The organism is Mesorhizobium sp. M0848, assembly GCF_040319805.1.
GTDB lineage: Bacteria > Pseudomonadota > Alphaproteobacteria > Rhizobiales > Rhizobiaceae > Mesorhizobium.
Map to the genome: position 1 here is coordinate 117691 of NZ_JAMYOM010000005.1, position 22956 is coordinate 140646.

Here is a 22956-nt window from a genome sequence, read left to right on the forward strand (position 1 = left end):
TAGGAAATCGAGGGGTCAAGAGCATTTTCTGATTCTGGAGGAGTCGGTACCGTTGGCTAGGTCACGCCCAGCGCTGCGCCACTGTTTCTATTTGCTTTTTTCCGGTTTCCGAGCCGATTTCCGTCACAATAGATGGCGCAACATACTACACATTCACAGTTGCTTCGAGGTGTGGCCCTCGAGCGCGCGGGTCGAAGCCGCCGCTATATAGTGACATCCTCCTGCAATGTCGACTCCGCTCGCCATGCTGCTTCTTTCCGCCGCGCCGAAGGCTCCGCAACGGACCAAGAGCAAGTGACGATGGACGCGAACGGGGTGGAGCAAGCCTCGGCGGAATCGCTCAGACGGGCACAGCCACCACCGCCGCGCAGTCGCCGGCCTTGACCAGCCCGGGGAAATGCCGCGCCGCCAGCATGCCCGACATTTTTGCCTGGATCTCCTGCGGGGCGATGCCGGTGCGGCCGGTGGAATGGATGCGCGCCAGCACCGCGCCCTTTTCGACGGGTTCACCGAGATCGACCATGGTTTCGATCATGCCGTCATCTTCGGCGAAGGAGAAACAATCGCCCGATGGCATATCCAACCACTGGGTTGAGGTCTTCTCCACCGCACCGGCGACAATGCCGGCGTGGCGCAGCACGTTGAGAATGCCGTGCCGCGCGATCCGCACGGTTTGCGCGCGCGACGTGCCGCCGCCGCCAAGCTCGGTGCTGACGAAGACCTTGCCCATCTCCTCGGCTGCCGTGTCATACATGCCGATGGCGTCGATTTCGATCATGCGCATCGAGAACGGGGCGGCGAAGGCTGCGACCGCGTCGAAGGCTTTCTGTTCCAGCGCCTTGTCGGGCAAGGTGTGCGCGGCGCAGAACGGCACGAAGTCCAGCGTCTTGCCGCCGGAATGGAAGTCGAACACGATGTCGGCGCGGGGGAGCAGCTCACGCTGGAAATAGTCGGCGATCTTTTCGGTCACCGTTCCGTCCGGCCGGCCGGGAAAGCTGCGGTTCATGTTGCCCTTGTCGATCGGCGAGGTGCGCTTGCCGGCACGGAAGGCCGGATAGTTCATTGCCGGCACGATGATCACCGTGCCGCTGACATCTTTCGGGTCGAGCGTGCGGGCGAGATCGTAAAGGGCCAGCGGTCCCTCATACTCATCGCCATGGTTGCCCCCGGTCAGCAGCGCTGCCGGCCCGTTGCCGTTGCGGATGACGCAGATCGGGATCATCACCGAGCCCCACGCGGAATCGTCGCGGCTGTAGGGCAAGCGCAGGAAACCGTGCTGGATGCCGTCGCGGTCGAAATCGACGGTCGGCGCGATCGGCGACGGGCGGGTGCTGGACATCGGGCTCAATCCTTCACCGCCAGCTTACGCGGCACATTGGCCAGGCACTCTACACCGGTTTCGGTGATCAGGATGGACTCGGTGATTTCCAGTCCCATCGTTTCCAGCCACAGGCCGGTCATGAAATGGAAGGTCATGCCGGGCTTGAGTTCGGTGCGGTCGCCGGGACGCAGGCTCATCGTGCGCTCGCCCCAGTCCGGCGGATAGGACAGTCCGATCGAATAGCCGGTGCGGTTGTCCTTGATGATGCCGTATCGCTTGAGGACACCGAAGAAGGCGTTGGCAATGTCCTCGCAGGCGTTGCCGGGTTTCGCCGCGGCCAGCCCCGCTTCCATGCCTTCCAGCGTCGCCTTCTCGGCATCGAGGAATTCCTGCGTCGGCTTGCCGAGGAAGACGGTGCGCGACAGCGGGCAGTGATAGCGATTGTAGCAGCCGGCAATCTCGAAGAAGGTGCCCTCGCCCCGCTTCATCGGTCTGTCATCCCAGGTCAGATGCGGCGCCGAGGCATCGGCACCCGACGGCAGCAGCGGCACGATCGCCGGATAATCACCGCCGATACCGTCGACGCCGCGCGTGCCGGCATCATAGATTTCGGCAACGAGATCGCATTTGCGCATGCCGACCTCGATCTTGTCGAAGATGCGCTGGTGCATCGCTTCGACGATGCGGGCCGCCTTGCGCATATAGTCGATCTCGGTCGGGCTCTTCACCGCACGCTGCCAGTTGACCAGCGCGGTGGCATCGACAAAGCGGGCATTGGGCAAATGCTTCTGCAGCGACGCGAAGGCGGCCGCCGAGAACCAGTAATTGTCCATTTCGACGCCGACTGTCAGCTTGCCCCAGCCGCGATCCGCAAGCACGCTCGCCAAAAAATCCATCGGGTGGCGCTCGGTCGACTGCACATAGTGGTCGGCATAGCCGACGATGTTGTCGTGCGCGAGATAGGCGGTGCGCTTGGCGCCGTTGGCGTCCTGGCCGCGGCCGTACCAGACCGGCTCGCCCGAAGGCGGCACGATAACCGCCTGGTGCACATAGAACGACCAGCCATCATAGCCGGTCAACCAGGCCATATTGGAAGGATCGCTGATAACAAGAAGATCGACGCCCTTCACCTCCATGGCTTTGCGCGTTTTGGCGAGACGATCCGCAAATTCGCCGCGCGAGAACTTCAGGTTCGGTTGCATTGTTCTTGGTCCTCGTTTGTTGGGCCTTGCGGCCGGTATCAGCTTTGAATCCAACTCGTCGTTCTTGTTTGAGAGTGATCTCTGGACAAAACGGAAACTGTTTGTCCGAGAAAACCTGTTCCCACTTTTCCGGATCACGCTTTGGCCAGCATCAGCTTTCGAAAATCGTTCCGGAGTTGGCCACCCTCGCGCGATCTCGAGCGAGCGTGGCGATCGCCGTGTCCTGGACGCCAGTGCCGGTGAGGTCGGCGATGGTGATGTCGCTGGCCGAGCGCCGGCCATGTTTTTCGCCGGCGATGATCTGGCCGAGTTCGGTCACCTCTTCCTCGGCGGCCATCACGCCCGCCGCGATGGCATGGTGCAGCTCACCCAACCGCCTTGTCTGGCGGGCACTGTCGGCGACATAGAGATCGGCCATGCGCAGGATTGCCGGCGCGATCTCGTTCTTATGCTCGGCGTCGGAACCCATCGCGGTGATGTGCTGGCCGGCGGAAACGAATCCCGCCTTGATCAGCGGCTCGGTCGAAGGCGTGGTGGTGACGATGATGTCGGCGCCGGCGACCGCGTTTGCCGCGTCGGATTCAGCGCGCACGACGATGCCGATCTTTTCGCGCAGGGCTCCGGCGGTCGCCTCGGCCTTTGCCGCATCGCGCGCCCAGATGCGCGCCTCGGCAATCGGCCGCACCAGCATGAGGGATTCCAATTGCAATCCGGCCTGGACGCCGGCGCCGAAGATCGCGGCAACGGACGAGTCCTGCCGCGACAGATGTTTGGCGGCGACGGCGCCGGCGGCAGCCGTGCGGACGTCGGTGAGATAGCCATTGTCGAGCAACAGCGCCTCGACTAGGCCGGTCTTGGCCGAAAGCAGCACCATCATGCCGTTGACGCTGGGCAGGCCGAGCTTCGGATTGTCGAAGAAGCCGGGGCTGATCTTGATGGCGAAGCCGTCAATGCCCGGCACATAGGCTGTCTTCACGTCGACCTCGCCGTGGTACTCGGGAATGTCGAGCCGCAGGATCGGCGGCATCGCCACCGGCAGGGTAGCGAGCGCGCGGAAAGCGTTTTCAATGCAGGCGACGGCATCGAGATCGAGTGTCACGATCGCCCGCAACTCTTTCTCGGTAAGGATGGTCATCCGGCTCATGCGGCGCGCTCCGGAGTGGCAAGCTCTGCAAAGGACAGCGTTCTGTCACACCCCCCTCTGTCCTGCCGGACATCTCCCCCGCAAGGGGGGAGATTGGACTTCATCTTTGCCTTCGCCAATCTCAGACGCCGCAAGAAAAGCGGCAGCATCGAAGCTGCCGATCTCCCCCCTTGCGGGGGAGATGTCCGGCAGGACAGAGGGGGGTGTGAAGAAACTCGGCGTGAAAGACGTTTCATCCGGCGCGACCCGCATTTATCGAAGTGTCACCGCAGACGATTTTCCGATGCAGCTCCATATCAATGTTTCGGCCAGAAAGAAGCACAACCACCGGCCCGTTCGCCGTAATCTTGCCGGCGAGCAGTGCGGCGATGCCGACCGCGCCGGCGCCCTCGACGATCTCGCGCTCCTGCGCATAGGCGTGGCGGATGCCGGCGGCGATCTCGTCTTCGCTGAGCAGGACGACATCGTCGAGCAGGTCGCGGCACATGGCGAAGGTCAGCCGGTTGTCGAGGCCGATGCCACCACCGAGCGAATCCGCCAGCGTCGGCAATTCTTCCACCAGCACCGGCTGGCCCGCATCGAGGCTGGCCTTCATCGCCGCGCCACGCGCCATCGAGACACCGACGACTTTTGTCCGGGGGCTGACGCCTTTGATGGCTGTAGCAACCCCTGATGCGAGCCCACCGCCGGAGATCTGGGCCAGAACGAGGGCGGCATCCGGGACCTGCTCGATCATCTCAAGCCCGAGCGTGCCTTGCCCGGCGATAATGTCGGGATGGTCGAAGGGCGGCAGCATAACCAGCCCCTCTTGCGCCACCAGCCGATCGACCTCCTGCTGGGCATCGTCCTGGCTGTCGCCGACGATGCGGACTTCCGCGCCAAGCCGGCGGATCTCGTCGAGCTTGTTGCCGGGCACCAGGCGCGACATGCAGATTACGGCGCGCATGCCCTCAAGCTTCGTCGCATGCGCCAGCGCGCGGCCGTGATTGCCGGTCGAGGCCGCGACCACGCCCCGCGCCTTCTGTTCGGCGTTCAACGAGGCGACGGCGTTCGAGGCGCCACGCAGCTTGAAGCTGCCGGTGGTCTGGCGATGCTCGAGCTTGAGGTGAACGGGGACGCCGAACTGTTCCGAGAGGCTGTGGGACAAGACGGTTGGCGTGCGCTCGACTTTACCAGCGATACGCTCACGGGCGGTACGGATGTCGGTGAGAATGACGGCGGGCATCACGAAACGCCCCCCTCTGGCCTGCCGGCCATCTCCCCCTCAAGGGGGGAGATTAGCGGCTGCAACACCTTCGCCAATTGTCGATGTTGCAGGAAGAGCGGTGACGCATGAACTGCCAATCTCCCCCCTTGAGGGGGAGATAGCCGGCAGGCCAGAGGGGGGTGCTCGCTCACACTGGACATAATCTTACTGAACCAAGGGCAACGTCATCAGCCGCCCGAACTCAGGATGCGGCGCCTCATCCCCGCACAATCTCAGGCAGTTCCAGGCGGTCGCCTGGTTGCTGGTCACCACGGGACGTCCAATAGAATTTTCCATGCCGGTGACCGCGAGGGCGCTACGCAGCGCCGTGCACGACACGAACAGCGCATCGGCGCTGGCGTCGGTCGCTTCACGCGCCAGGTCGACAAGCGTTGCCGGTGCGATGCGTGCCATCTCGCGGTCGTCCTCGAAGCCGAGGCAGGTGAAGCTGACGATCTCGAAGCCGCGCGCGGCGAAATAGGCGGCCATCGGCCTGGATGTCTCGACCGTGTAGGGAGTGAGAATGCTGATCTTGTTTGCGCCCAGAGCACGCAGCCCGCGCACGCCCGCCATCGGCGGTGTGACCACCGGCACGCCGGGCTTTGCGACCTGGATCGCCGCCTCGATCTCGGCATCGCCGATCACCACCGAGGCCGAAGTGCAGGAATAGCAGATGGCATCGAGCTTCTCGTCCGGCAGGATCAGGGCCGCGCCCGCCGTCAGCGCCGGCTGCATCTTGCGCAGGTTTTCAGGCGTCGTCGGGTTGGCATAGGGAATGCGCGCGACATAGACGCCGACCCGCTCGCCCGCCACCATGCGGCGGAAATCCGGTTCGCTGGTATGGTCGGTGGCCAGGATAATCAGGCCGACGCGCCGCTCCAGCGGGCGCGCATCCAGCGCCGACCGTTTCGGGTAGACCTTGATCTCGGGCAAGGGTTTCATCGGCTACCTCTCGATCTTGCCGTAGCGGCGTTCCAGCCAGCGCAGCAGCACGACCGAAAACAGACTGATGACCAGGAAGAAAGCACCGACCAGGGTGATCGGCTCGATATAGCGATAGTAGGTGTTGGCGACGCTTTTGGCCTGGTTCATCAGTTCCAGCACGGTGATTGCCGACAGCAGCGGCGTTTCCTTGAACATGGCGATGAAGTAATTGGCGAGCGCCGGTATCATCGGCGGGATAGCCTGCGGAATGATGATGTTGGTCCAGGTCTGCGTGGCGCTCAGATTGCACGCCTTGGCCGCTTCCCACTGGCCGCGCGGCACATTGTCGATGCCGGCGCGATAAACTTCCGCCGTGTAGGTGCCGTAGTGCAGCCCGAGCCCGATGACACCGGCGACCAGCGGCGGCAGCAGGATGCCGATGTCGGGCAGCACGTAGAAAATGAAATAGAGCTGCACCAGCAATGGCGTGCCGCGGATGAACTCTGCGAGGAAGCCGACCGTGCGCGACAGCGCTTTGTTGGGCGAGCGGCGCGCAAGCGCAATGCCAAGCCCGACGATCGCCGCCAGCACCGAGCCGAGCAGCGTCGCCAGGATGGTGATCTTCACCCCCTGGATCAGCGTCGGCATGATTTCCCAGACGAAGTTCCAATCCCACTCCATCAGCAAGCCCAATTTGTCAGAAGGGAATTGGCCATCAGGCACGCACCCCATCGAGGCCGCGCGCCATGCGTCGTTCCAGCGAGCGCACGCCCCACGAGATGAGCAGGGCGAGGACGAAATAGATGATCAGGATGGTGGTGAACGGCACCAGGGTGTTGCCGGTCTGGGCGCGCACCACCTGCGCCTGGAAGGTCAGGTCGGTGAGCGAGATCAGCGACACCACGGCGGTCGCCTTGAGCAATTCGATGGCATTGTTGCCAAAAGTCGGCAGCATCACCAGCAGCGCCTGCGGCAGGATGATGTGGCGCATGCCTTGCCAGCGGCCGAGATTGAGCGCTGTGCAGGCCTCATACTGTTCGCGGCCGATCGACTGGATGGCGCCACGCACCACTTCGGCGGCATAGGCGCCGACATTGAGGCCGAGCGCCAGCACGCCGGCCTGCAACGGGGTCAGCGAAATGCCGATGAAGGGCAGCACGAAATAGGCCCAGAACAACTGCACGAAGATCGAGGTGCCGCGGAAGAATTCGATGTAGGCGGTAGCCAGCGCGCGCAGCACGAAGAAACGCGACAGCCGCCCCATTCCGGCAAGAAAGGCCATGAACAGCGCAAGCACCGACCCCATCAGCGTCAGCTCGATGGTGACAAGCGCTCCCTGCAATATCAGGCCGAAATAGCCGGACCACTGGGTCATCTAATGTACTGTTCCACCTGGACGTTTGGTCGAAGCCCCCTCACCCGGCCTCCGCTACGCTCGGCCGACCTCTCCCCGGCGGGGAGAGGAGACCACCAGCGTCGGCGCCAGCCTCTTCTCCCCAGCCGGGAGAAGGTGGCCCGAAGGGCCGGATGAAGGGGTCTTCCTTACTTCACTTCGCCGCGCAGAGCTTGTCGCGGCTGGTCGACATCGCGGCCGCCGCCGAGAAGCCGTAGGGCTCGATGATCTTGGCGAACTCGCCTGATTTCTTCATCTTGGCCAGTTCTACGTCGAAGGCGTCGCGCAGTGCCTCGTCGCCCTTCTTGAAGGCGGCGCCGTCGCAATAGACCGGTGCGCCCTGCACCGGAGCGATGACTTCGAGGTTCGGATCGTTGGCCTTCTTGACCAGATCATTGATCGACAGGACGGGCAGCGAATAAGCGTCGATGCGGCCATCCTGAAGCATCTTCACGCCGCTCTGGCCATCCGGCACGACGATGACGCGATCGCGTGGCACGCCGGCATTGAGGGCGAGCTTCTCCTCAGTGCCGCCGCCCGGCGCACCGATGGTCGCAGTCGTATCCTTGGCGACATCCTCATAGCTCTTGAAGCCCTTCGGATTGCCCTTCTTCACCAACATCGCCTCGGCATCGCAAAGCACCGGCTCGGAATAGACGACGGCGGCGCAGCGTTCCGGCTTCATGAACAGGCCGGCGGTGACGACATCGAAGCGACCGGCCTGCAGGCCAGGGATCATGGCGCCATATTCGGAGATCGAAGCGGCGACGTCGGCGACGCCGAGCCGCTTGAATATCTCGCGGGCCACATCAGGCGCGGCACCCGAAACCTTGCCGTCGGCGGCGACCGCCGTATAGGGCGGCTCGTTGGCGATGGCGAGGCGGGCGAAACCTTGCGCCTTGAGCTGTTCGAGCTTGCTGTCATCGGCCGAACCCACGTTCGAGGCGGCCAGCACCGCCGCCAACGCAAGGCTGGCGACGCCAGCCAGAATGCCAAGTTTTTTCATTGTTCCCAACTCCTTGTTTCTTGTCTTGCTTTGTTACGAGGCGGCTCTCGCCACCTCGGGACGACTTCGTCGCCTTGGGCATTGCGGTCAGACGCGATGTCCGGCCGCGATGATCTTCTTCAGGAAGCCTTGCGTGCGCTCCTGCTTGGGATTGCGGAAAATCTCGTCGGGCTTGCCCTCCTCGACGATCCTGCCACGATCGAAGAACAGCACCCGGTCGGCGAAATCATGGGCAAAGCCCATCTCGTGGGTGACCAGCAGCATGGTCATGTCGGTCTCGGCGGCAAGCTTGCGCATGACGTTCATCACCTCCTCGACCAGCTCCGGATCGAGCGCCGACGTCACCTCGTCGAACAGCATGATCTTTGGCGACAGCGCCAGCGCCCGGGCGATCGCCACGCGCTGCTTCTGCCCGCCGGAAAGCTGTGCCGGCATGCTTTTCGCCTTGTCGGCCATGCCGACCATCTCGAGCAGTTCCATCGCCCGCTTTTCGGCGGCCGCACGCGGCGTGCCCTTGGTCAGCATCGGCGCCAGCGTGACATTGTCCATGACGCATTTGTGCGGAAACAGGTTGAACAGCTGGAAGACCATGCCGATCTTCTGGCGCATCCTTGTCAGGTGTCGCTCATCGGCGGGCAGCAACTGGCCGTTGCGTTCCATGTGATAGAGCTGCTCACCGTGGATCTGGATATGACCGCCATCGATGCGCTCCAGCGTCATCAGGATGCGCAGGATTGTCGTCTTGCCCGAGCCCGACGGGCCGATCAGTGCCAGCTTTTCGCCAGGCATGACCTGCATCGACAGGCCGTCCAGCACTTTGAAAGTGCCGAAGCTTTTTGAAATGGCGTCGATCTTGATGATGGGCGTGGGCACTGCAGTTCCCCGTCCTGGAGAGGTCTATGCTCTTAACGATGCGGAACGCGCCAAATCATGTCAATTGAGAAAATAATATCATGACAATTATTTCTGATTCCGCACAATTTCCGAGCAACCCCAGCCTAGATAGCGAGCAGCAGGTGTTCCGGATCGCCAAGCAGCAGCTTGGTGACAACGCCGAGGCCGGCGCGCAGTTCCCCCTCGGTGGTCGAACCCAGCGAGATACGCACCGCCGGATGCCACGGCGCAGCCGAAATACGGAAGGACGTGCCGGGTGCAATCGCCACACCCTGCAGGCGGGCCTGGGCGACAAAGCTTTCCTCGGCGCGGTCGGCCGGCAGTTGCAGCCAGACATGCAGCCCGTCTCGCCGGGCGCGATAGCCGACCCCCGCCAGCACTTGCGCTGCAATATCCTGCCGGCGCCGCAAAGCCGCGCGCTGCCAGTGGACAAGCTCCATCGCCGTCCCGTCGGTCACCCATTTTGTGGCGATCTCGGCCACCAGCGGCGTCGCCATCCAGTTCGAAACCAGATGCCGGTTGGCGACGGCGGCGACATAGCGGTCGGGTGCGACGAGATAGCCGATGCGCAGCCCGGGCACGGTGATCTTGGTGAAGGAGGTGACGTAGAGCGTGCGCTCCGGCGCGAACGCGGCAACCGGCGGCGGCCGGTCTTCGACCAGCGGACCGAGCACATCGTTCTCGATGATAGCGATGTCGTGCTTGCGCGCAACCGCCGCGATCTGCTCGCGCCGCGCCGCATCCATCAACGTCGCCGTCGGGTTGATCACCGAGGGCTGCACGAAGACCGCGCGGATGTCGGAAAGCCGGCAGGCTTCGTCCAGCGCTTCCGGGATCAGGCCGTTGTCGTCGATCGGCAGGCCTTCCAGGTTGAAGCCGAGATAGCGTGCCAACGGCACCAGCGTATGGTGGCCGATCGCCTCGGTGGCGACCGTCGAGCCCGGCGGGGCGACACTCATCAGCGCTACCGTCATGCCGGCGGTGGCGCCGTTGGTCAGGCTGATGTTCTGCGCGGAGGTGTCGAGACCGCACAGTTTCAGCCATTCGACCGCCACCGCGCGGTGGCGCGGAAACACCATGTTGGGCCGAAACGACAGTGCCGAACTCGACGGCAGGTTCTCGGCCAGCCAGCCCAGCGCCTGCTTCAGCCGCTCCAGATGCATCGGCTCGCAGACCGGCTTCAGGATCGACAGATCGATGACTTCGCCGAGCCGCTCCGGCAGATAGGGCGGTTCCGGCTCGCGGCGCTGCGTCTGGACGAAGCTGCCGCGGCCGATCTCGCCCGAAATCAGCCCGCGGCGGATCAATTCCTCATAGGCGCGGCTCACCGTCTGCACAGAAAGCTTGAGGTCGTCGGCCAGACGTCGATGGGTCGGCAGCCGCGCGCCATTGGCGAGGCGCCCGTCATGGATGGCGCGCGCGAACTGGTCGGCCAGCGATTGATAGGCCGGGCGCCGGATGAGCGCGGGATCGGGTTGCCACAATGTCATGACTTATTAGAGATCGAAATCAGTGCAATTGACAATCGAAATAATGCGCCGTCATGGTACTCGGACGAAAAGTGAGCTCTGATGACATCCGCGAAACTCGACCCGATCGACCTGAAAATCCTCGACGCCATCCAGCGCGACGGACGCATCACCAAGTTGGCGCTGGCCGAGCAGGTCGGCCTGTCGCCGACGCCGTGCTGGATGCGGCTGCGCAAGCTGGAGAAGGCCGGCATCGTCTCGGGCTATCACGCCAGGATCGCCATGCGCGTCGTCGCACCCGTTGCCACCGTCCTGATGGAGGTGACGCTGGCAAACCACCGCCAGGCCGATTTCGACCGCTTCGAGCGCGTCATCCGCGATGTTCCCGAGATCGTCGCCTGCTGGTCTGTCGGCGGCGGCGTCGACTATGTGGTGAAGGTGATGGCGCGCGACATCGACGCCTATCAGCGGCTGGTCGATGGCTTGCTCGAACGGGAAATCGGGATCGACCGCTACTTCACCTACATCGTCACCAAGACGGTGAAGGACGAGATCGCGCTGCCCATAGCCGACCTGCTGCCGGCGTCGGCTTAAGGCGGAGAGATCATCTGTCGGGGCGGGACAAAAGAGAGAGTCTCTCTCCTTCGAGGCATCCAAACAGCCTCTCTATCTGCATCGGGCGGATAGTCTTCCCGCATCAGTCCGAACCGGGAGGTCTCGACCATGTCCGCGCATTTCGCCCGCTCGCATCGCCATGAAGCGCTCGACCGCCTGACCGACCGCCGGCTGCTGCGTGAACTCGCCTATGTCGATGGCCACTGGACGGCAAGCGAAGCCGCTGAAAGCTTCGAGGTCACCGATCCGGCCACCGGCACGACTGTCGCTTTCGTCGCCGCGCTAGATGCACGGCAGACGACAAAGGCGATCGATGCCGCCGCACGCTCCTTTCCGGCATGGCGGTCGCTGTTGCCGCAGGAGCGCTCCAAAATCCTGCGCAAATGGTTCGAGTTGATCATCGGCGCCAAGGATGATCTGGCTCTGCTGATGACGCTGGAACAGGGCAAGCCGCTGCAGGAATCGCTGGGCGAGATCGACTACGCCGCCTCTTTCATCGAGTGGTATGCCGAGGAAGCAAAACGCCTGAACGCCGAGAGCGTCACCAGCCATCTGCCGAACGCCGAAATGATCGTGCGGCGCGAGCCGCTCGGTGTCGTCGGCATCGTCACGCCGTGGAACTTTCCGTCGGCGATGCTGACCCGCAAGGCTGCGGCAGCCCTTGCCGCCGGCTGCACCATCGTTGCGCATCCGTCCTCGGAAACACCGCTGTCGGCGCTGGCGCTGGCCGAACTCGGTGAGCGCGCCGGCCTGCCCGCAGGCGCCTTCAACATCGTCACCGGCAAGGCTTCGACCATCGTCGGGCGGATGTGCGAAGACCCGCGCGTTCGCGCCATGAGCTTTACCGGCTCGACCGAGATCGGCCGGCTGATCGCCGCGCAGAGTGCTGCGACCATGAAGCGGCTGGTGATGGAGCTTGGCGGCCATGCCCCGCTGATCGTCTTTGCCGATGCCGATCTGGACAAAGCGGTTGATATCGCCATCGACGCCAAATTCGCCACGTCGGGCCAGGACTGCCTCGCCGCCAACCGCATTTACGTCCAGCGTCCGATCTACGATCGGTTCTGCGCCGCCTTCGCCAAGCGCATCGAGACGCTGCGGACCGGCAATGGCCTTGCAGATGACATTGACATCGGGCCGCTGATGCATAAGCGCGCCATCAAGAAGGTGGAAGAGCAGGTCGCAGACGCGCTGACCCATGGCGCGCGCTGCCTCACCGGCGGCAAGCGACATCAGGCTGGCCCCCTGTTCTACCAGCCGACACTGCTGGCCGATGTTTCCGACGAGGCGCTGATCATGCGCGAGGAGACGTTTGGCCCGGTTGCCGCCGTGACGCCGTTCGACAGCGAGGATGAAGTGATTGCCCGCGCCAACGCCACCGAGTATGGCCTCGTCGCCTATGTCGTAACGGAGAATGGTGGCCGGCAGCAGCGCATGGGCCGCGCGCTCGACTACGGCATGGTCGCCATCAACCGCGTCAAGATCACCGGCGCGCCGATCCCGTTCGGCGGCGTCAAGCAATCGGGCATCGGGCGCGAAGGCTCGCGCCACGGACTCGAGGCTTTCACCGATCTCAAATATCTCTGCCTCGATGTAGCTTAAGCTGCACCGGAATCACCCTTTTGTCAGGAGTTAAAAGAATGCTCGACCAGTCCAACGAACTCGCCGCCTGGGATCGCGACCACTTCTTCCATCCCTCGACGCATATGGGCACGCATGCGCGGGGCGAAAGCCCGACGCGCATCATGGCCGGCGGCGAAGGCGTCACCGTCTGGGACAACAATGGCAGGAAGAGCCTCGATGCCTTCGCCGGCCTCTATTGCGTCAATGTCGGCTACGGCCGCCAGAAGATCGCCGACGCCATCGCCGCCCAGGCGAAGAACCTCGCCTACTACCACGCCTATGTCGGCCACGGCACCGAAGCCTCGATCACGCTCGCCAAGATGATCATCGACCGCGCGCCGCAAGGCATGTCGAGGGTCTATTTCGGCCTCTCAGGCTCGGATGCCAACGAAACCAACATCAAACTGATCTGGTACTACAACAACGTGCTCGGCCGGCCGGAGAAGAAGAAGATCATCTCGCGCTGGCGCGGCTATCACGGCTCGGGCGTGATGACGGGATCGCTGACCGGGCTCGACCTGTTCCACAACGCCTTCGACCTGCCGCGCGCGCCGATCCTGCACACCGAGGCGCCTTATTATTTCCGCCGCGCCGACCGCTCGATGAGCGAGGAGCAATTTTCGCAGCATTGCGCCGACAAGCTCGAGGAGATGATCCTGGCTGAGGGCCCGGAAACGGTCGCTGCCTTCATCGGCGAGCCGATCCTGGGCACCGGCGGCATCGTGCCGCCGCCGGCCTTCTATTGGGAAAAGATCCAGGCGGTGCTTAAGAAGTACGATGTGCTGCTGGTCGCCGACGAAGTGGTGACGGGCTTCGGCCGGCTGGGCACCATGTTCGGCTCCGACCACTACGGCATCAAGCCGGACCTGATCACCATCGCCAAGGGCCTGACCTCGGCCTATGCGCCGCTGTCGGGCGTCATCGTCGCGGACAAGATGTGGCAGGTGCTGGTTGAAGGCTCCGACAAACTCGGTTCGCTCGGCCATGGCTGGACCTATTCCGCGCATCCGATCTGCGTTGCCGCCGGCGTCGCCAATCTCGAACTGATCGACGAGATGGATCTTGTGACCAATGCCCGCGAGACCGGCGCCTATTTCCGCGCCGAACTGGCCAAGGCGGTCGGCGGCCACAGGAATGTCGGCGACGTCCGCGGCGACGGCATGCTGGCGGCGGTGGAGTTCGTCTCCGACAAGGACGACCGGGTGTTCTTCGACGCTTCGCTCAAGATCGGGCCGCAGGTGGCGACGGCGCTTGCCGCAAGCGGCGTCATCGGCCGCGCCATGCCGCAGGGCGACATTCTGGGCTTTGCGCCGCCGCTCTGCCTGACCCGCGAGGAAGCCGACATCGTCGTGTCGAAGACAGCCGATGCGGTGAAAAACGTGTTTGCCGATCTCTGAGAGTGACTATGAATGCCATGACCAGGACCCTCCCCGCCACCATGGCCGCCGTGCTGCTGACCGGGCACGGCGGACCGGAAAAACTCGTCTACCGCAGCGACGTGAAAGTGCCCTCGCCCGCTCCCGGTGAAGTGCTGGTCAAGGTCAGCGCTTGCGGGATGAACAACACCGATGTCTGGGTGCGCCAGGGCGCCTATGGCACGGAGGAGGACGCTGCCGCCGTGTCGACATGGCGCCGCCAGGGCAACACGCTTGTTTTCCCGCGCATCCAGGGCACGGACACCGTCGGTATCGTCGCCGCTGTCGGCGAAGGAGTGTCGCCGGACCGTATCGGCGAACGGGTGATGGTCGATTTCTCGATCTACAATCGCGACGACGATTCGCTCGCCGACATCGACTATATGGGCCACGGCCGCGACGGTGGTTACGCCGAATACCAGGCGGTGCCGGCCGAGAACGCTCATGTCATCGACACCGACATGAGCGATATCGAACTCGCCACCTTCTGCTGCGCCTACCTGACCGGTGAACAGATGCTGGAGCGCGCCGCGCTCAAGGCCGGCGAGCGCGTGCTGGTCACCGGCGCCTCGGGCGGCGTCGGCTCCGGCATCGTGCAATTGGCACGGGCGCGCGGCGCCATCCCCTATGCCGTCGTCGGCAAGGGCAAGGAGCAGGCGGTGCGCGACATCGGCGCAGAGGCTGTCATCACCCGTGGCGTTGCCGACCTGCCGCATGCCGTGAACGAGGCGACCGGAGGCCAGCCGATCGACGTTGTCGCCGACCTCGTTGGCGGTGCCATCTTCAATGACCTCCTGCGTATTCTCAGGCCCGAGGGCCGCTACACCACGGCTGGCGCAATCGCCGGCCCGGTCGTGCAGCTCGATCTCAGGACCATGTACCTGAAGCAATTGCAGCTGCATGGCTCAAGCCAGGGCACGCGCGCGGATTTCCGCCGCATCGTCGGGCACATCGAGGCGAAAAAGATCCGGCCGCTGGTCGGCGGCGTCTACAAGCTCTCCGATTTCCACCATGCGCAAGCGGATTTCATCGCCAAGGATTTCGTCGGCAAGCTGGTGGTGGTGCCGGATGCCATGTGGGGTTCGGCTATCTGAACGACCGATGTCTCAACCCTGCTGGGCCGCCCGCAGCAGCATGCCGAACAGGTCGCGCGGCTCGTCGGGGTCGGCCAGCATGTCGAGTTCCTGATAGAGGCCGGTCGAGCGCAGTTGATCCCTGACGTAACGCAGTGCCGAAAAATCCTCGATGGCGAAACCGACCGAATCAAACAGCGTGATCTGGGTCGCATCGCGCCGGCCTTGTACGGCGCCCGACATCACCTGCCACAGCTCGGTCACCTTGTGATCTGGTGCAAGCTGCTGGATCTCGCCCTCGATGCGCGTCTGCGGCGGATATTCGACGAAGATGTCGGAGCGCAGCAGGATATCGCGGTGCAGTTCGGTCTTGCCGGGACAGTCGCCACCGACGGCGTTGATGTGCACGCCGGAGCCGACCATGTTGTCGGTGAGGATGGTGGCGCACTGCTTGTCGGCGGTGACGGTGGTGATGATGTCGGCCCCTTCTACCGCCTCTTGCGCGGTGCCGCAGGCGACCATGTCGAAGCCGAGGCCGGCCAGATTGCGGATGCATTTTTCGGTGGCCTTGCGATCGATGTCGTAAAGCCTCAGCCTGTCGACGCCGAGCAGCGCCTTGAAGGCTACCGCCTGGAATTCGGCCTGAGCGCCGTTGCCGATCAGCGCCATGCAGTCGGAGCCAGTCGGCGCCAGGTACTTGGCGGCCAGGGCCGACATCGCCGCCGTGCGCAGCGCGGTCAGGATGGTCATTTCCGACAGCAATACGGGGTAGCCATTGTGGACATCGGCGAGCATTCCGAAGGCGGTCACCGTCTGGCGGCCCTCGCGCATGTTCTTGGGGTGCCCGTTGACATATTTGAAGCCATAGACCTCGCCGTCGCTGGTCGGCATCAGCTCGATGACGCCTTCGGCGCTGTGCGAGGCGACGCGCGGCGTCTTGTCGAACAGTTCCCAGCGGCGGAAATCGTCCTCGATGTAGCCTGAGAGTTCGACGAGGAAGCGCTCGACGCCGATCTTCAGCACCAGCTTTATCATGTGGTCGACGCTGACGAAGGGGACGATGTTGAGATTGGGAATCATTTTTTCTTGTCCTTGCCGCATGCAGCCGGTCAGTCCTGGCGATGCGCGTTGTGCGTCTTCATCATCGTTGCCAGCGCAGGGTCATTTTGCTCCAGCGCCCTGATGGCTCCGCCTGTGTCGTAGAGGCGCTCATCCTGACCCATCTTGAACTTGGCCTCGAGCCGATCGATCGGCAGGTCAAACCCTATGACACCAGGTATGCGCCGCTCCATGCCGCCAGGGCCGAGCTCGCGCATGCGCCAGCGATCCTCGCGATCTTTCTCCAGCACGTCGACAAGCTGCAAGAGATGCCGGGCGGTGGCATGATCGTCGAGCGGAACCGGATGCCCATGGCAATGCACGACAGCAAAATTCCAGGTCGGCGCGCTGTCGCGCACCGGGTTGCGCGGATACCAGGACGGCGAGATGTAGCCATGTGGGCCGTGGAAGATAGCGACCGTCTCCCAGCCTTCGCTGATCAAGGTGCTGTGCGGATTGGCCCTGGCGAGATGCGAGACCAGCGTTCCGTTTTCACCACGCGCGCGATCGAGCACGAAGGGAAGATGCGAGACGACAAGGCCCTGCGGTCCCGCTGTCACCACCGTCGCGAAGGCCGCAGCCTCGATCAGGCCGAACACCTCGTCCGACGACAGCGGCGCAAATTCAGGCTTGGTATACATCAGGTCAGCTTCGCTGAGCGCGAACCGCCGGGATCAGGCCTTGCGGGCGAACCAGCAGTACCGCGATGACCCCCGACAGCACGATGGCATCGCGGTAGGGCGCGATCGCTCCCGGAAGCGTCGCCTGCAACAAAACCTCGATGATGCCGAGCAGAAAACCGCCGGCGACAGCACCGGGCAAGCTGCCGAGCCCGCCGACGACGGCGGCGATGAAGGCCTTCAGCACCGGCGTAAAGCCCATCAGCGGATCGACTGAGGCACGCTGCGCCACCCACAGCATGGCCGCCAGCCCGGCAAGCAGGCCGGAGAGCAGGAAGGCGGTGGCGATGATGCGGCTGGCCGGAATGCCCATCAGGCGCACGACGTCGAAATCTTCCGCCGCGGCGCGCATCGCCGTGCCGGTCACCGAGCGGCGAAGGAAGACTTCCAGCGCAATCAGCGCCAGTGCGGAGACGACGATGGAGATGCTGGGACCGACGCCGATGGTGAAATCGCCGAAGGAGAAGGCGCCGGTCATCCAACCGGGCATGGCGACAGCTTGCGGCCGCGCCGAAATGCCGTTCTGGAATACGACCTTCAACAGGCTGGAGACGGCAAAGCTGGTCAACAGCAGGCTGGTGACGCTGGCGCCGCGCATCGGCCTGAAGGCGATACGCTCCATGGCGACAGCGGCGAGCGCGCCGCAGGAGACGGCGACAAGCACGGCTACCGGGAAGGGAAAGCCGAGCACCAGCGAGGCCAGAAGCGCGTAGCCCGACAGCGTCATCAGCTCGCCATGGGCGAAGTTGATGAGGCCGACGATGGAAAAGACGATCGCCAGCCCGAGCGCCAGCAGCGCATAGACGCCGCCGAGGCTCACCGCATTGATGATCTGCTGCGCGATCATGCTTCTCAAGCTCCCAAATAGGCCTGGCGGACGAGGTCCGAGGAGGCGAGTTCTTTTGCCGTGCCGGCCAGCACCACTTCGCCATTGGCGAGCACGACGGCGCGGTCGGCGATTTCGAGCGCCAGCGCCACATTCTGTTCGACCAGAAGGATGGTCAGGCCCTTGCGGCGCAGTTCGGCGATCAGGTCGAAGACGGTGTCGATCAGTTGCGGGGCAAGGCCGAGCGAGGGCTCGTCGAGCAGGATCATGCGCGGCTTGCCCATCAGCGCGCGGGCGATGGCCAGCATCTGCTGTTCGCCGCCCGACAGATTGCCGCCCTTGACGCGATGGTAGCGGCGCAGGATCGGGAACAACTCCAGCATCTCCTCCTCGCGCAGCCTTGCCTCGGCCGCCGGCTGATGCACCGCGCCGCCGAGACGCAGATTGTCGGCCACCGTCAGGCTGGCGAAGATACGGCGGCCTTCGGGAACCAGCGCGACGCCCTTGCGGGCTATCGCCTCCGGCGCCAGGCCGGTGATGTCGACACCGTCGAAGACCACCTTGCCGGATGCCGCCGGCACCAGCCCGGCGACGGCGCCGAGCGTCGAGCTCTTGCCGGCGCCGTTGGCGCCGACCAGCGCGATGATCTCGCCGCTGCCGACGGTGAGGTCGACGCGGCGCACCGCCTCGACCTCGCCGTACCGGATTTTCAGGGCTTCGACGCTCAGCATGACATCACGGCGCGGGAACGTCGGCAGCGTCGGGGATCAGTGTCTGGACATGCTTGCCCTCGCCGCCCTCGTAGCGCATCAGCGCCACTGGCCGCAACGGCATGCGATCGGTGCCGGCATAGGTGATCTTGCCGGTGATGCCTTCGAAATCCTTGAGGCCGGCGATGGCGTCGCGGATCGCCTTCGGGTCGTCGGAGCCGGCCGTCTTGACCGCCTGGTCGAGGATCAGGCCGATCTCGTAGCCATTGACCTCATAGGTCGATTCCGGTGCGTGGCCGGCATATTTGGTGAAGGCGGCGTTGAAGGCCTCTAGCTTGCTGCCCGGCTCGGCATAGCCGGCCGCGGTGTAGACGACGCCGTCGACCAGCTTGCCGAGCGCCTTGATGGTCGGCGTGCCGATGGCATCGGCGCCATAGACCGGGATGGTGACGCCGGCGCCGCGCAATTGCTGGATGAAGGCCGGGAAATCCGGCTCGTAGGCCGCCGTCATGATCAGGTCGGGCTTGTCGGCCAGGCCCTTGATGTTGGTGATCTCGGCGGAAAAGTCGGGCTGGCCCATGCTGAAGGTGCCGCGGCCGACAATGGCGCCGCCCTTCTTCTCGAACACTTTGCCGAAATATTCCGGCAGATTGGCGGTGTAGGTGGAGTCCGGCGAGGTCAGCAGGAACACCTTCTTCTTGCCTTCGGAGACGGCAAAGTCGGCGACCGCCGTCGCCTGCACATTGTCGGCCGGATAGGTGCCGAACATGACGTCGCCGACCGCGCCGGTCAGCACCGGGGCGGAGCCGCACAGCGTCAGGGTCGGAATGCCGAGCGGCTGGGTGAGCTGGCCGGCGGAAATCGAGGGATCGGCATCGCACGGCGTGATCATGATCTTGGCGCCGGCGTCGATCAGCTCCTGGGCGACGGTGGCGGTCTGCGCGGTATCGGAGCGCGTGTCCTTGATCAAAAGCTTGACGGTGTATTTGCCGCCGAGCCCGCCCTTGGCGTTGAGTTCGTCGAGCGACATGCGCAGGCCGGCAAGTGCCGGCTGGTCGTAAGGGGCAAGGCCGCCGGTCTGCGCGGTCGCGGCACCGATGATGATCTCCTCGGCGCTGGCCGTCGAAATGGCGGCGATGCCGAACACGGCAGCGCACAGGGCGGCGCGATGGAGGCGATAGAGGCTTGGCATGTCGGTTCTCCTTCTGGATTTTTATGATTGGTTGTCGTTGCAGGTCATGCGGTCTGGTTTTCAGCTGTTGCGGTCTTGGCACGCGCCGTGCGGCTGCCGAGATAGGCGGCGATCACGGCGGGGTTCTTCTGGACGTCGCCGGGCGTGCCGTCAGCGATGACGCGGCCATGATCGATGACGACGATGCGCTCGCACAAATTCATCACCAGCCGCATGTCGTGTTCGATCAGCACGACGCCGATGCGGCGCTCCGCGCGAACCGTCGATAGAATCGAGACCAGTTCGGCGGTCTCGACGGCGTTCATGCCGGCGGCCGGCTCGTCGAGCAGCAGGAAGCGTGGCCTCAACACCAGGGCGCGTGCCACTTCGAGCCGGCGGCGCTGGCCATAGGCAAGCCTGGCGGCCGGCTGATCGGCAAATCTCTCCAGCCCCATGCGCGCAAGCTCGCTCATCGCCGCCGCCTCGGCATGGCCGAGATCAGGTTCCACCTGGCGTGCTGCGACAACGACATTTTCGAGCACCGTCATGTGCGGAAAAACGCGGATGTTCTGGAAGGTGCGGGCAACGCCGGAGCGGGCGAAGCGAAAGGCCGAAGCCTGCCGCACCGCGCCGCCGACAGACACCGTGCCGGTGCTTGGCTGGACATCACCGGCCAGCATGTTGAGCAGCGTGGTCTTGCCGGCGCCATTGGGACCGATAATGCCGGTGATGCTGTCTGTCCCGAAGCTCAAACTGACGTCATCGACGGCAACGACGCCGGCATAGCGGCGCGACAGATGGTCGGCGGTGAGCCGGTCACTCTCGACATGCTGCGGAGGTGCCGCCGAAGCCGTCACGGCCTGGCGTCCCGGCCGGCGCAAAAGGTTGAGCTCACGCTCGCCGAACAGACCGGTCGGGCGTCGCCAGATGACCAGGATCATGGCGATGGCCAGCACGCCCTGGGTCAAGCCGAACAGGACAGGCAGATGCAGGCCGAGCACCTCGCCGCCGCCCTCGAAGCGGCGCACCACTTCGACCAAAACGATGGTGACGATGACGCCGGCGAAAGCGCCGAGCGACGAGGTCATGCCGCCGACGATCAGCATGGCGAGCATGGTGAAGCCGAGGTCGAAATAGAAATCGCGCGGCGAAAACGCGCCAAGGAATTGCGCCATCATGGCGCCGGCGGCCATGGCGGCGACGACGCCCGCCACCCAGGCGGCCAGACGCGCCGTGCGCTGGTCGACGCCGACGGCGGCCGCACCACGCTCGTCATTGGCGGCGGCGCGGGTGGCAAGGCCGAAGGAGGTTTCGCGAAACAACCTCGCCGCCACCAGCGCCACCGAAGCGACAGCGGCAGCCGTCCACAGCCCGACCTCGCGCGGCACGCCGTAAAATGGCTGGCTGCCGCGGGTGATTTCGCGTCCGGCGACCAGCAGCGTGTAGACGATGATCAGCATGGCAAGCGTTGCGATCGAAGCGCTCGATCCGGAAAGCCTGAGCAGCGGCGTGCCGGTCAACAGGCCGACGATGACCGCGAGAGCAAGGACGACGGCCAGCGCCGCGACAAAGGAGAGTTGATGGCCTGCGAGGAATTGCGGCAGGTCGCGCAGCGCCGTTCGCTGCAATGCGGTCGGCATGGTGAGGATGCCCGTAGCGTAGGCGCCGAGGCCGACAAAGGCGGCCTGGCCGAACGAGACGATGCCGCTGTTGCCGGAGAATATCTGCAGGCCAAGCACCGCCGTCAGCATGATCGCTGCATAGGTGACCACACGTTGCATGGCGGCGCTGCCGAAGACAAAGGCGGCAAGCGCCACCAGCAGCAGCACCGCGACCATGCACAGGGCATCGGCGGTGGCGTTGCGAAACGCGGCCGGCATGAGGCCGCGTGAGTTGCTCTCGCTCATCGTCGGCGACGCCATCACGCGGCCCTGAAGCGATCGGGCGAAAACGGCGCCAGGATCGGCTGTGCTCCCTCGGTGACCAGCCTGGCCACGGCCTCGCCGACGGCTGGACCGGTCTTAAAGCCGTGGCCGGAGGATCCGGCAGAAACGACCAGCCCTTCGACCCCAGGCATGGCGCCGATGACAGGCAGATCGTCGGGGCTCATGTCGTAGAGCCCGGCATAGCCGGGGCGGATGCCAAGTTCGGCCATGGCCGGCAAGCGGGTGGCGAAGGTCTCCAGGATCTCGACCGATTCAGCTTCCTCGACACCTTCCATGTAGTTGTCGGGATTTTCGACAAGGCGCGGACGGCCTGCATGCTCATGGCGCAGGCCGGTGCCGCCGCCGGCCCAGGTGCCGGCCAGGATGACGCCGTCATTGTCGGGCCGTGCATAGTTGCAGGAAATGTCGTCGCACCAGGCGAACGGCATGACCTGCCTTGCCTTGCCGGCAGCGTCCAGCACGGCCATCGGATGGCGCTCGACATGCAGCGGCAGATCGAGGCCCACTGTCGCCAGCAGCCGGCGCGTCCATGGCCCGGCGGCCAGGACGACGGTACCGGCTTCCAGCACCGTTCCATCGGTCAAGGTGACGCCGGTGATGCGGTCGCCCTGCCGCTGGAGGCTCTCGACCAACGTGTTCTGCATGATCCCAGCACCGTTGGCGCGGGCGGCACGGGCGATGGCGTTGGTGGCGCCGAAGGCATCGGCGTAGCCATATTCCGGCTCCCACAGCGCCATTGCGACATTGTCCAGGACAAAGCCGGGTGCCGCGTCGGCAAAGGCCTGCGGCGACAATGTCTCGATGCGCGCGCCCTCGCCGCGGATGCGTTCGGCTGCCGCCGTCCAACTCACCTTGTTGTCGTTGCCGCAGACCCACATCATGCCGATTTCGGTGACAAAGGATCCTTCGCCCGCGATTTCCGGCAGCGACACCAGGATCTCTCGGCCACGGATGGACAGCTGCGACAGTTCCGGCATCAGGTAGAAGGCGTGCAGCAGCGCCGACGATTTGCCCGACGGGCCGCCGGCGGGGTGGGTCTGCTCGACCAACGTGACCTTCACACCGGCCTTGGCCAGATGATAGGCGGCGCTCGATCCGACAATACCGGCACCGACGACGATGACGTCGCTTCCGTTTCGCATGGCTGTTCCCCACAGTCTCTTGGCTGCTTTCCGACAAGGTAGGGCCAGCGATCACACA

21 protein-coding genes are annotated in these 22956 nt (G+C 64.4%); 4 read left to right on the plus strand and 17 right to left on the minus strand.

Features of this window, described 5'->3' with window-relative positions:
• Nucleotides 1-340: 340 nt before the first annotated feature.
• The 10 genes from doeB to ehuR all read right to left on the minus strand — a co-directional run bounded on the left by doeB (nucleotide 341) and on the right by ehuR (nucleotide 10620).
• Nucleotides 341-1339, minus strand: coding sequence for a N(2)-acetyl-L-2,4-diaminobutanoate deacetylase DoeB (doeB, locus tag NKH95_RS07230; RefSeq protein ID WP_023809041.1), 999 nt, complete (start codon nucleotides 1337-1339; stop codon nucleotides 341-343).
• A gap of 5 nt (nucleotides 1340-1344) precedes the next feature.
• Nucleotides 1345-2523 (minus strand): ectoine hydrolase DoeA, encoded by a 1179-nt coding sequence (gene doeA, locus NKH95_RS07235; RefSeq protein ID WP_023809042.1) that lies wholly within the window; start codon nucleotides 2521-2523, stop codon nucleotides 1345-1347.
• A gap of 151 nt (nucleotides 2524-2674) precedes the next feature.
• A complete protein-coding gene (eutC, locus tag NKH95_RS07240; RefSeq protein WP_352440709.1) occupies nucleotides 2675-3667 on the minus strand; it encodes an ectoine utilization protein EutC in 993 nt (330 codons plus the stop codon).
• Nucleotides 3668-3899: 232 nt separating this feature from the next.
• Nucleotides 3900-4892, minus strand: coding sequence for a hydroxyectoine utilization dehydratase EutB (gene eutB / locus NKH95_RS07245; protein WP_352440710.1), 993 nt, complete (start codon nucleotides 4890-4892; stop codon nucleotides 3900-3902).
• 186 nt (nucleotides 4893-5078) lie between these two features.
• Nucleotides 5079-5855 carry an ectoine utilization protein EutA gene (gene eutA / locus NKH95_RS07250; RefSeq protein WP_352440711.1) on the minus strand — a complete coding sequence of 259 codons (777 nt, stop codon included), beginning with the start codon at nucleotides 5853-5855 and terminating at the stop codon, nucleotides 5079-5081.
• Between the two features lie 3 nt (nucleotides 5856-5858).
• Entirely contained in the window at nucleotides 5859-6518 is a 660-nt protein-coding gene (gene ehuD, locus NKH95_RS07255; protein WP_352440712.1) for an ectoine/hydroxyectoine ABC transporter permease subunit EhuD, read from the minus strand.
• Between the two features lie 34 nt (nucleotides 6519-6552).
• Complete coding sequence (gene ehuC, locus NKH95_RS07260; RefSeq protein ID WP_023809047.1) at nucleotides 6553-7212, minus strand: ectoine/hydroxyectoine ABC transporter permease subunit EhuC; 660 nt, start codon at nucleotides 7210-7212, stop codon at nucleotides 6553-6555.
• A 172-nt stretch (nucleotides 7213-7384) separates the two neighbouring features.
• A complete protein-coding gene (gene ehuB / locus NKH95_RS07265) occupies nucleotides 7385-8236 on the minus strand; it encodes an ectoine/hydroxyectoine ABC transporter substrate-binding protein EhuB (RefSeq protein WP_023809048.1) in 852 nt (283 codons plus the stop codon).
• Nucleotides 8237-8323: 87 nt separating this feature from the next.
• Nucleotides 8324-9109 (minus strand): ectoine/hydroxyectoine ABC transporter ATP-binding protein EhuA, encoded by a 786-nt coding sequence (gene ehuA / locus NKH95_RS07270; RefSeq protein WP_352891261.1) that lies wholly within the window; start codon nucleotides 9107-9109, stop codon nucleotides 8324-8326.
• Nucleotides 9110-9234: 125 nt separating this feature from the next.
• Nucleotides 9235-10620, minus strand: coding sequence for a MocR-like ectoine utilization transcription factor EhuR (gene ehuR / locus NKH95_RS07275; protein ID WP_023809050.1), 1386 nt, complete (start codon nucleotides 10618-10620; stop codon nucleotides 9235-9237).
• Nucleotides 10621-10701: 81 nt separating this feature from the next.
• On the opposite strand from ehuR, the gene NKH95_RS07280 reads away from it, so the two are divergent.
• The 4 genes from NKH95_RS07280 (at nucleotide 10702) to NKH95_RS07295 (ending at nucleotide 15346) form a co-directional block, all read left to right on the plus strand.
• Complete coding sequence (locus NKH95_RS07280; protein ID WP_023809051.1) at nucleotides 10702-11193, plus strand: Lrp/AsnC family transcriptional regulator; 492 nt, start codon at nucleotides 10702-10704, stop codon at nucleotides 11191-11193.
• Between the two features lie 129 nt (nucleotides 11194-11322).
• Nucleotides 11323-12816 carry an NAD-dependent succinate-semialdehyde dehydrogenase gene (locus NKH95_RS07285; RefSeq protein WP_352795660.1) on the plus strand — a complete coding sequence of 498 codons (1494 nt, stop codon included), beginning with the start codon at nucleotides 11323-11325 and terminating at the stop codon, nucleotides 12814-12816.
• Between the two features lie 38 nt (nucleotides 12817-12854).
• Nucleotides 12855-14234, plus strand: coding sequence for an aspartate aminotransferase family protein (locus NKH95_RS07290; protein WP_023809053.1), 1380 nt, complete (start codon nucleotides 12855-12857; stop codon nucleotides 14232-14234).
• 8 nt (nucleotides 14235-14242) lie between these two features.
• Nucleotides 14243-15346: an alcohol dehydrogenase family protein gene (locus NKH95_RS07295; RefSeq protein ID WP_023809054.1), complete on the plus strand. Its 1104-nt coding sequence runs from the start codon at nucleotides 14243-14245 to the stop codon at nucleotides 15344-15346.
• 12 nt (nucleotides 15347-15358) lie between these two features.
• On the opposite strand, the gene ocd is transcribed toward NKH95_RS07295, so the two are convergent.
• Genes ocd through NKH95_RS07330 form a run of 7 tightly spaced genes read right to left on the minus strand, consistent with a single transcriptional unit; the run spans nucleotide 15359 to nucleotide 22898 of the window.
• On the minus strand, nucleotides 15359-16405 hold the full coding sequence (ocd, locus tag NKH95_RS07300; RefSeq protein ID WP_352891262.1) for an ornithine cyclodeaminase: 1047 nt from the start codon (nucleotides 16403-16405) through the stop codon (nucleotides 15359-15361).
• Nucleotides 16406-16434: 29 nt separating this feature from the next.
• Nucleotides 16435-17064: an FMN-binding negative transcriptional regulator gene (locus NKH95_RS07305; protein ID WP_352866080.1), complete on the minus strand. Its 630-nt coding sequence runs from the start codon at nucleotides 17062-17064 to the stop codon at nucleotides 16435-16437.
• Between the two features lie 4 nt (nucleotides 17065-17068).
• Complete coding sequence (locus NKH95_RS07310; protein ID WP_027035600.1) at nucleotides 17069-17950, minus strand: branched-chain amino acid ABC transporter permease; 882 nt, start codon at nucleotides 17948-17950, stop codon at nucleotides 17069-17071.
• Between the two features lie 5 nt (nucleotides 17951-17955).
• Complete coding sequence (locus NKH95_RS07315; RefSeq protein ID WP_023809058.1) at nucleotides 17956-18660, minus strand: ABC transporter ATP-binding protein; 705 nt, start codon at nucleotides 18658-18660, stop codon at nucleotides 17956-17958.
• 4 nt (nucleotides 18661-18664) lie between these two features.
• Nucleotides 18665-19831 (minus strand): ABC transporter substrate-binding protein, encoded by a 1167-nt coding sequence (locus tag NKH95_RS07320; protein ID WP_023809059.1) that lies wholly within the window; start codon nucleotides 19829-19831, stop codon nucleotides 18665-18667.
• A 44-nt stretch (nucleotides 19832-19875) separates the two neighbouring features.
• Nucleotides 19876-21717, minus strand: a complete 1842-nt coding sequence (locus NKH95_RS07325; protein ID WP_245486042.1) for a branched-chain amino acid ABC transporter ATP-binding protein/permease — start codon at nucleotides 21715-21717, stop codon at nucleotides 19876-19878.
• Between the two features lie 14 nt (nucleotides 21718-21731).
• On the minus strand, nucleotides 21732-22898 hold the full coding sequence (locus tag NKH95_RS07330) for an NAD(P)/FAD-dependent oxidoreductase (RefSeq protein ID WP_023809061.1): 1167 nt from the start codon (nucleotides 22896-22898) through the stop codon (nucleotides 21732-21734).
• Between the last annotated feature and the right edge of the window lie 58 nt (nucleotides 22899-22956).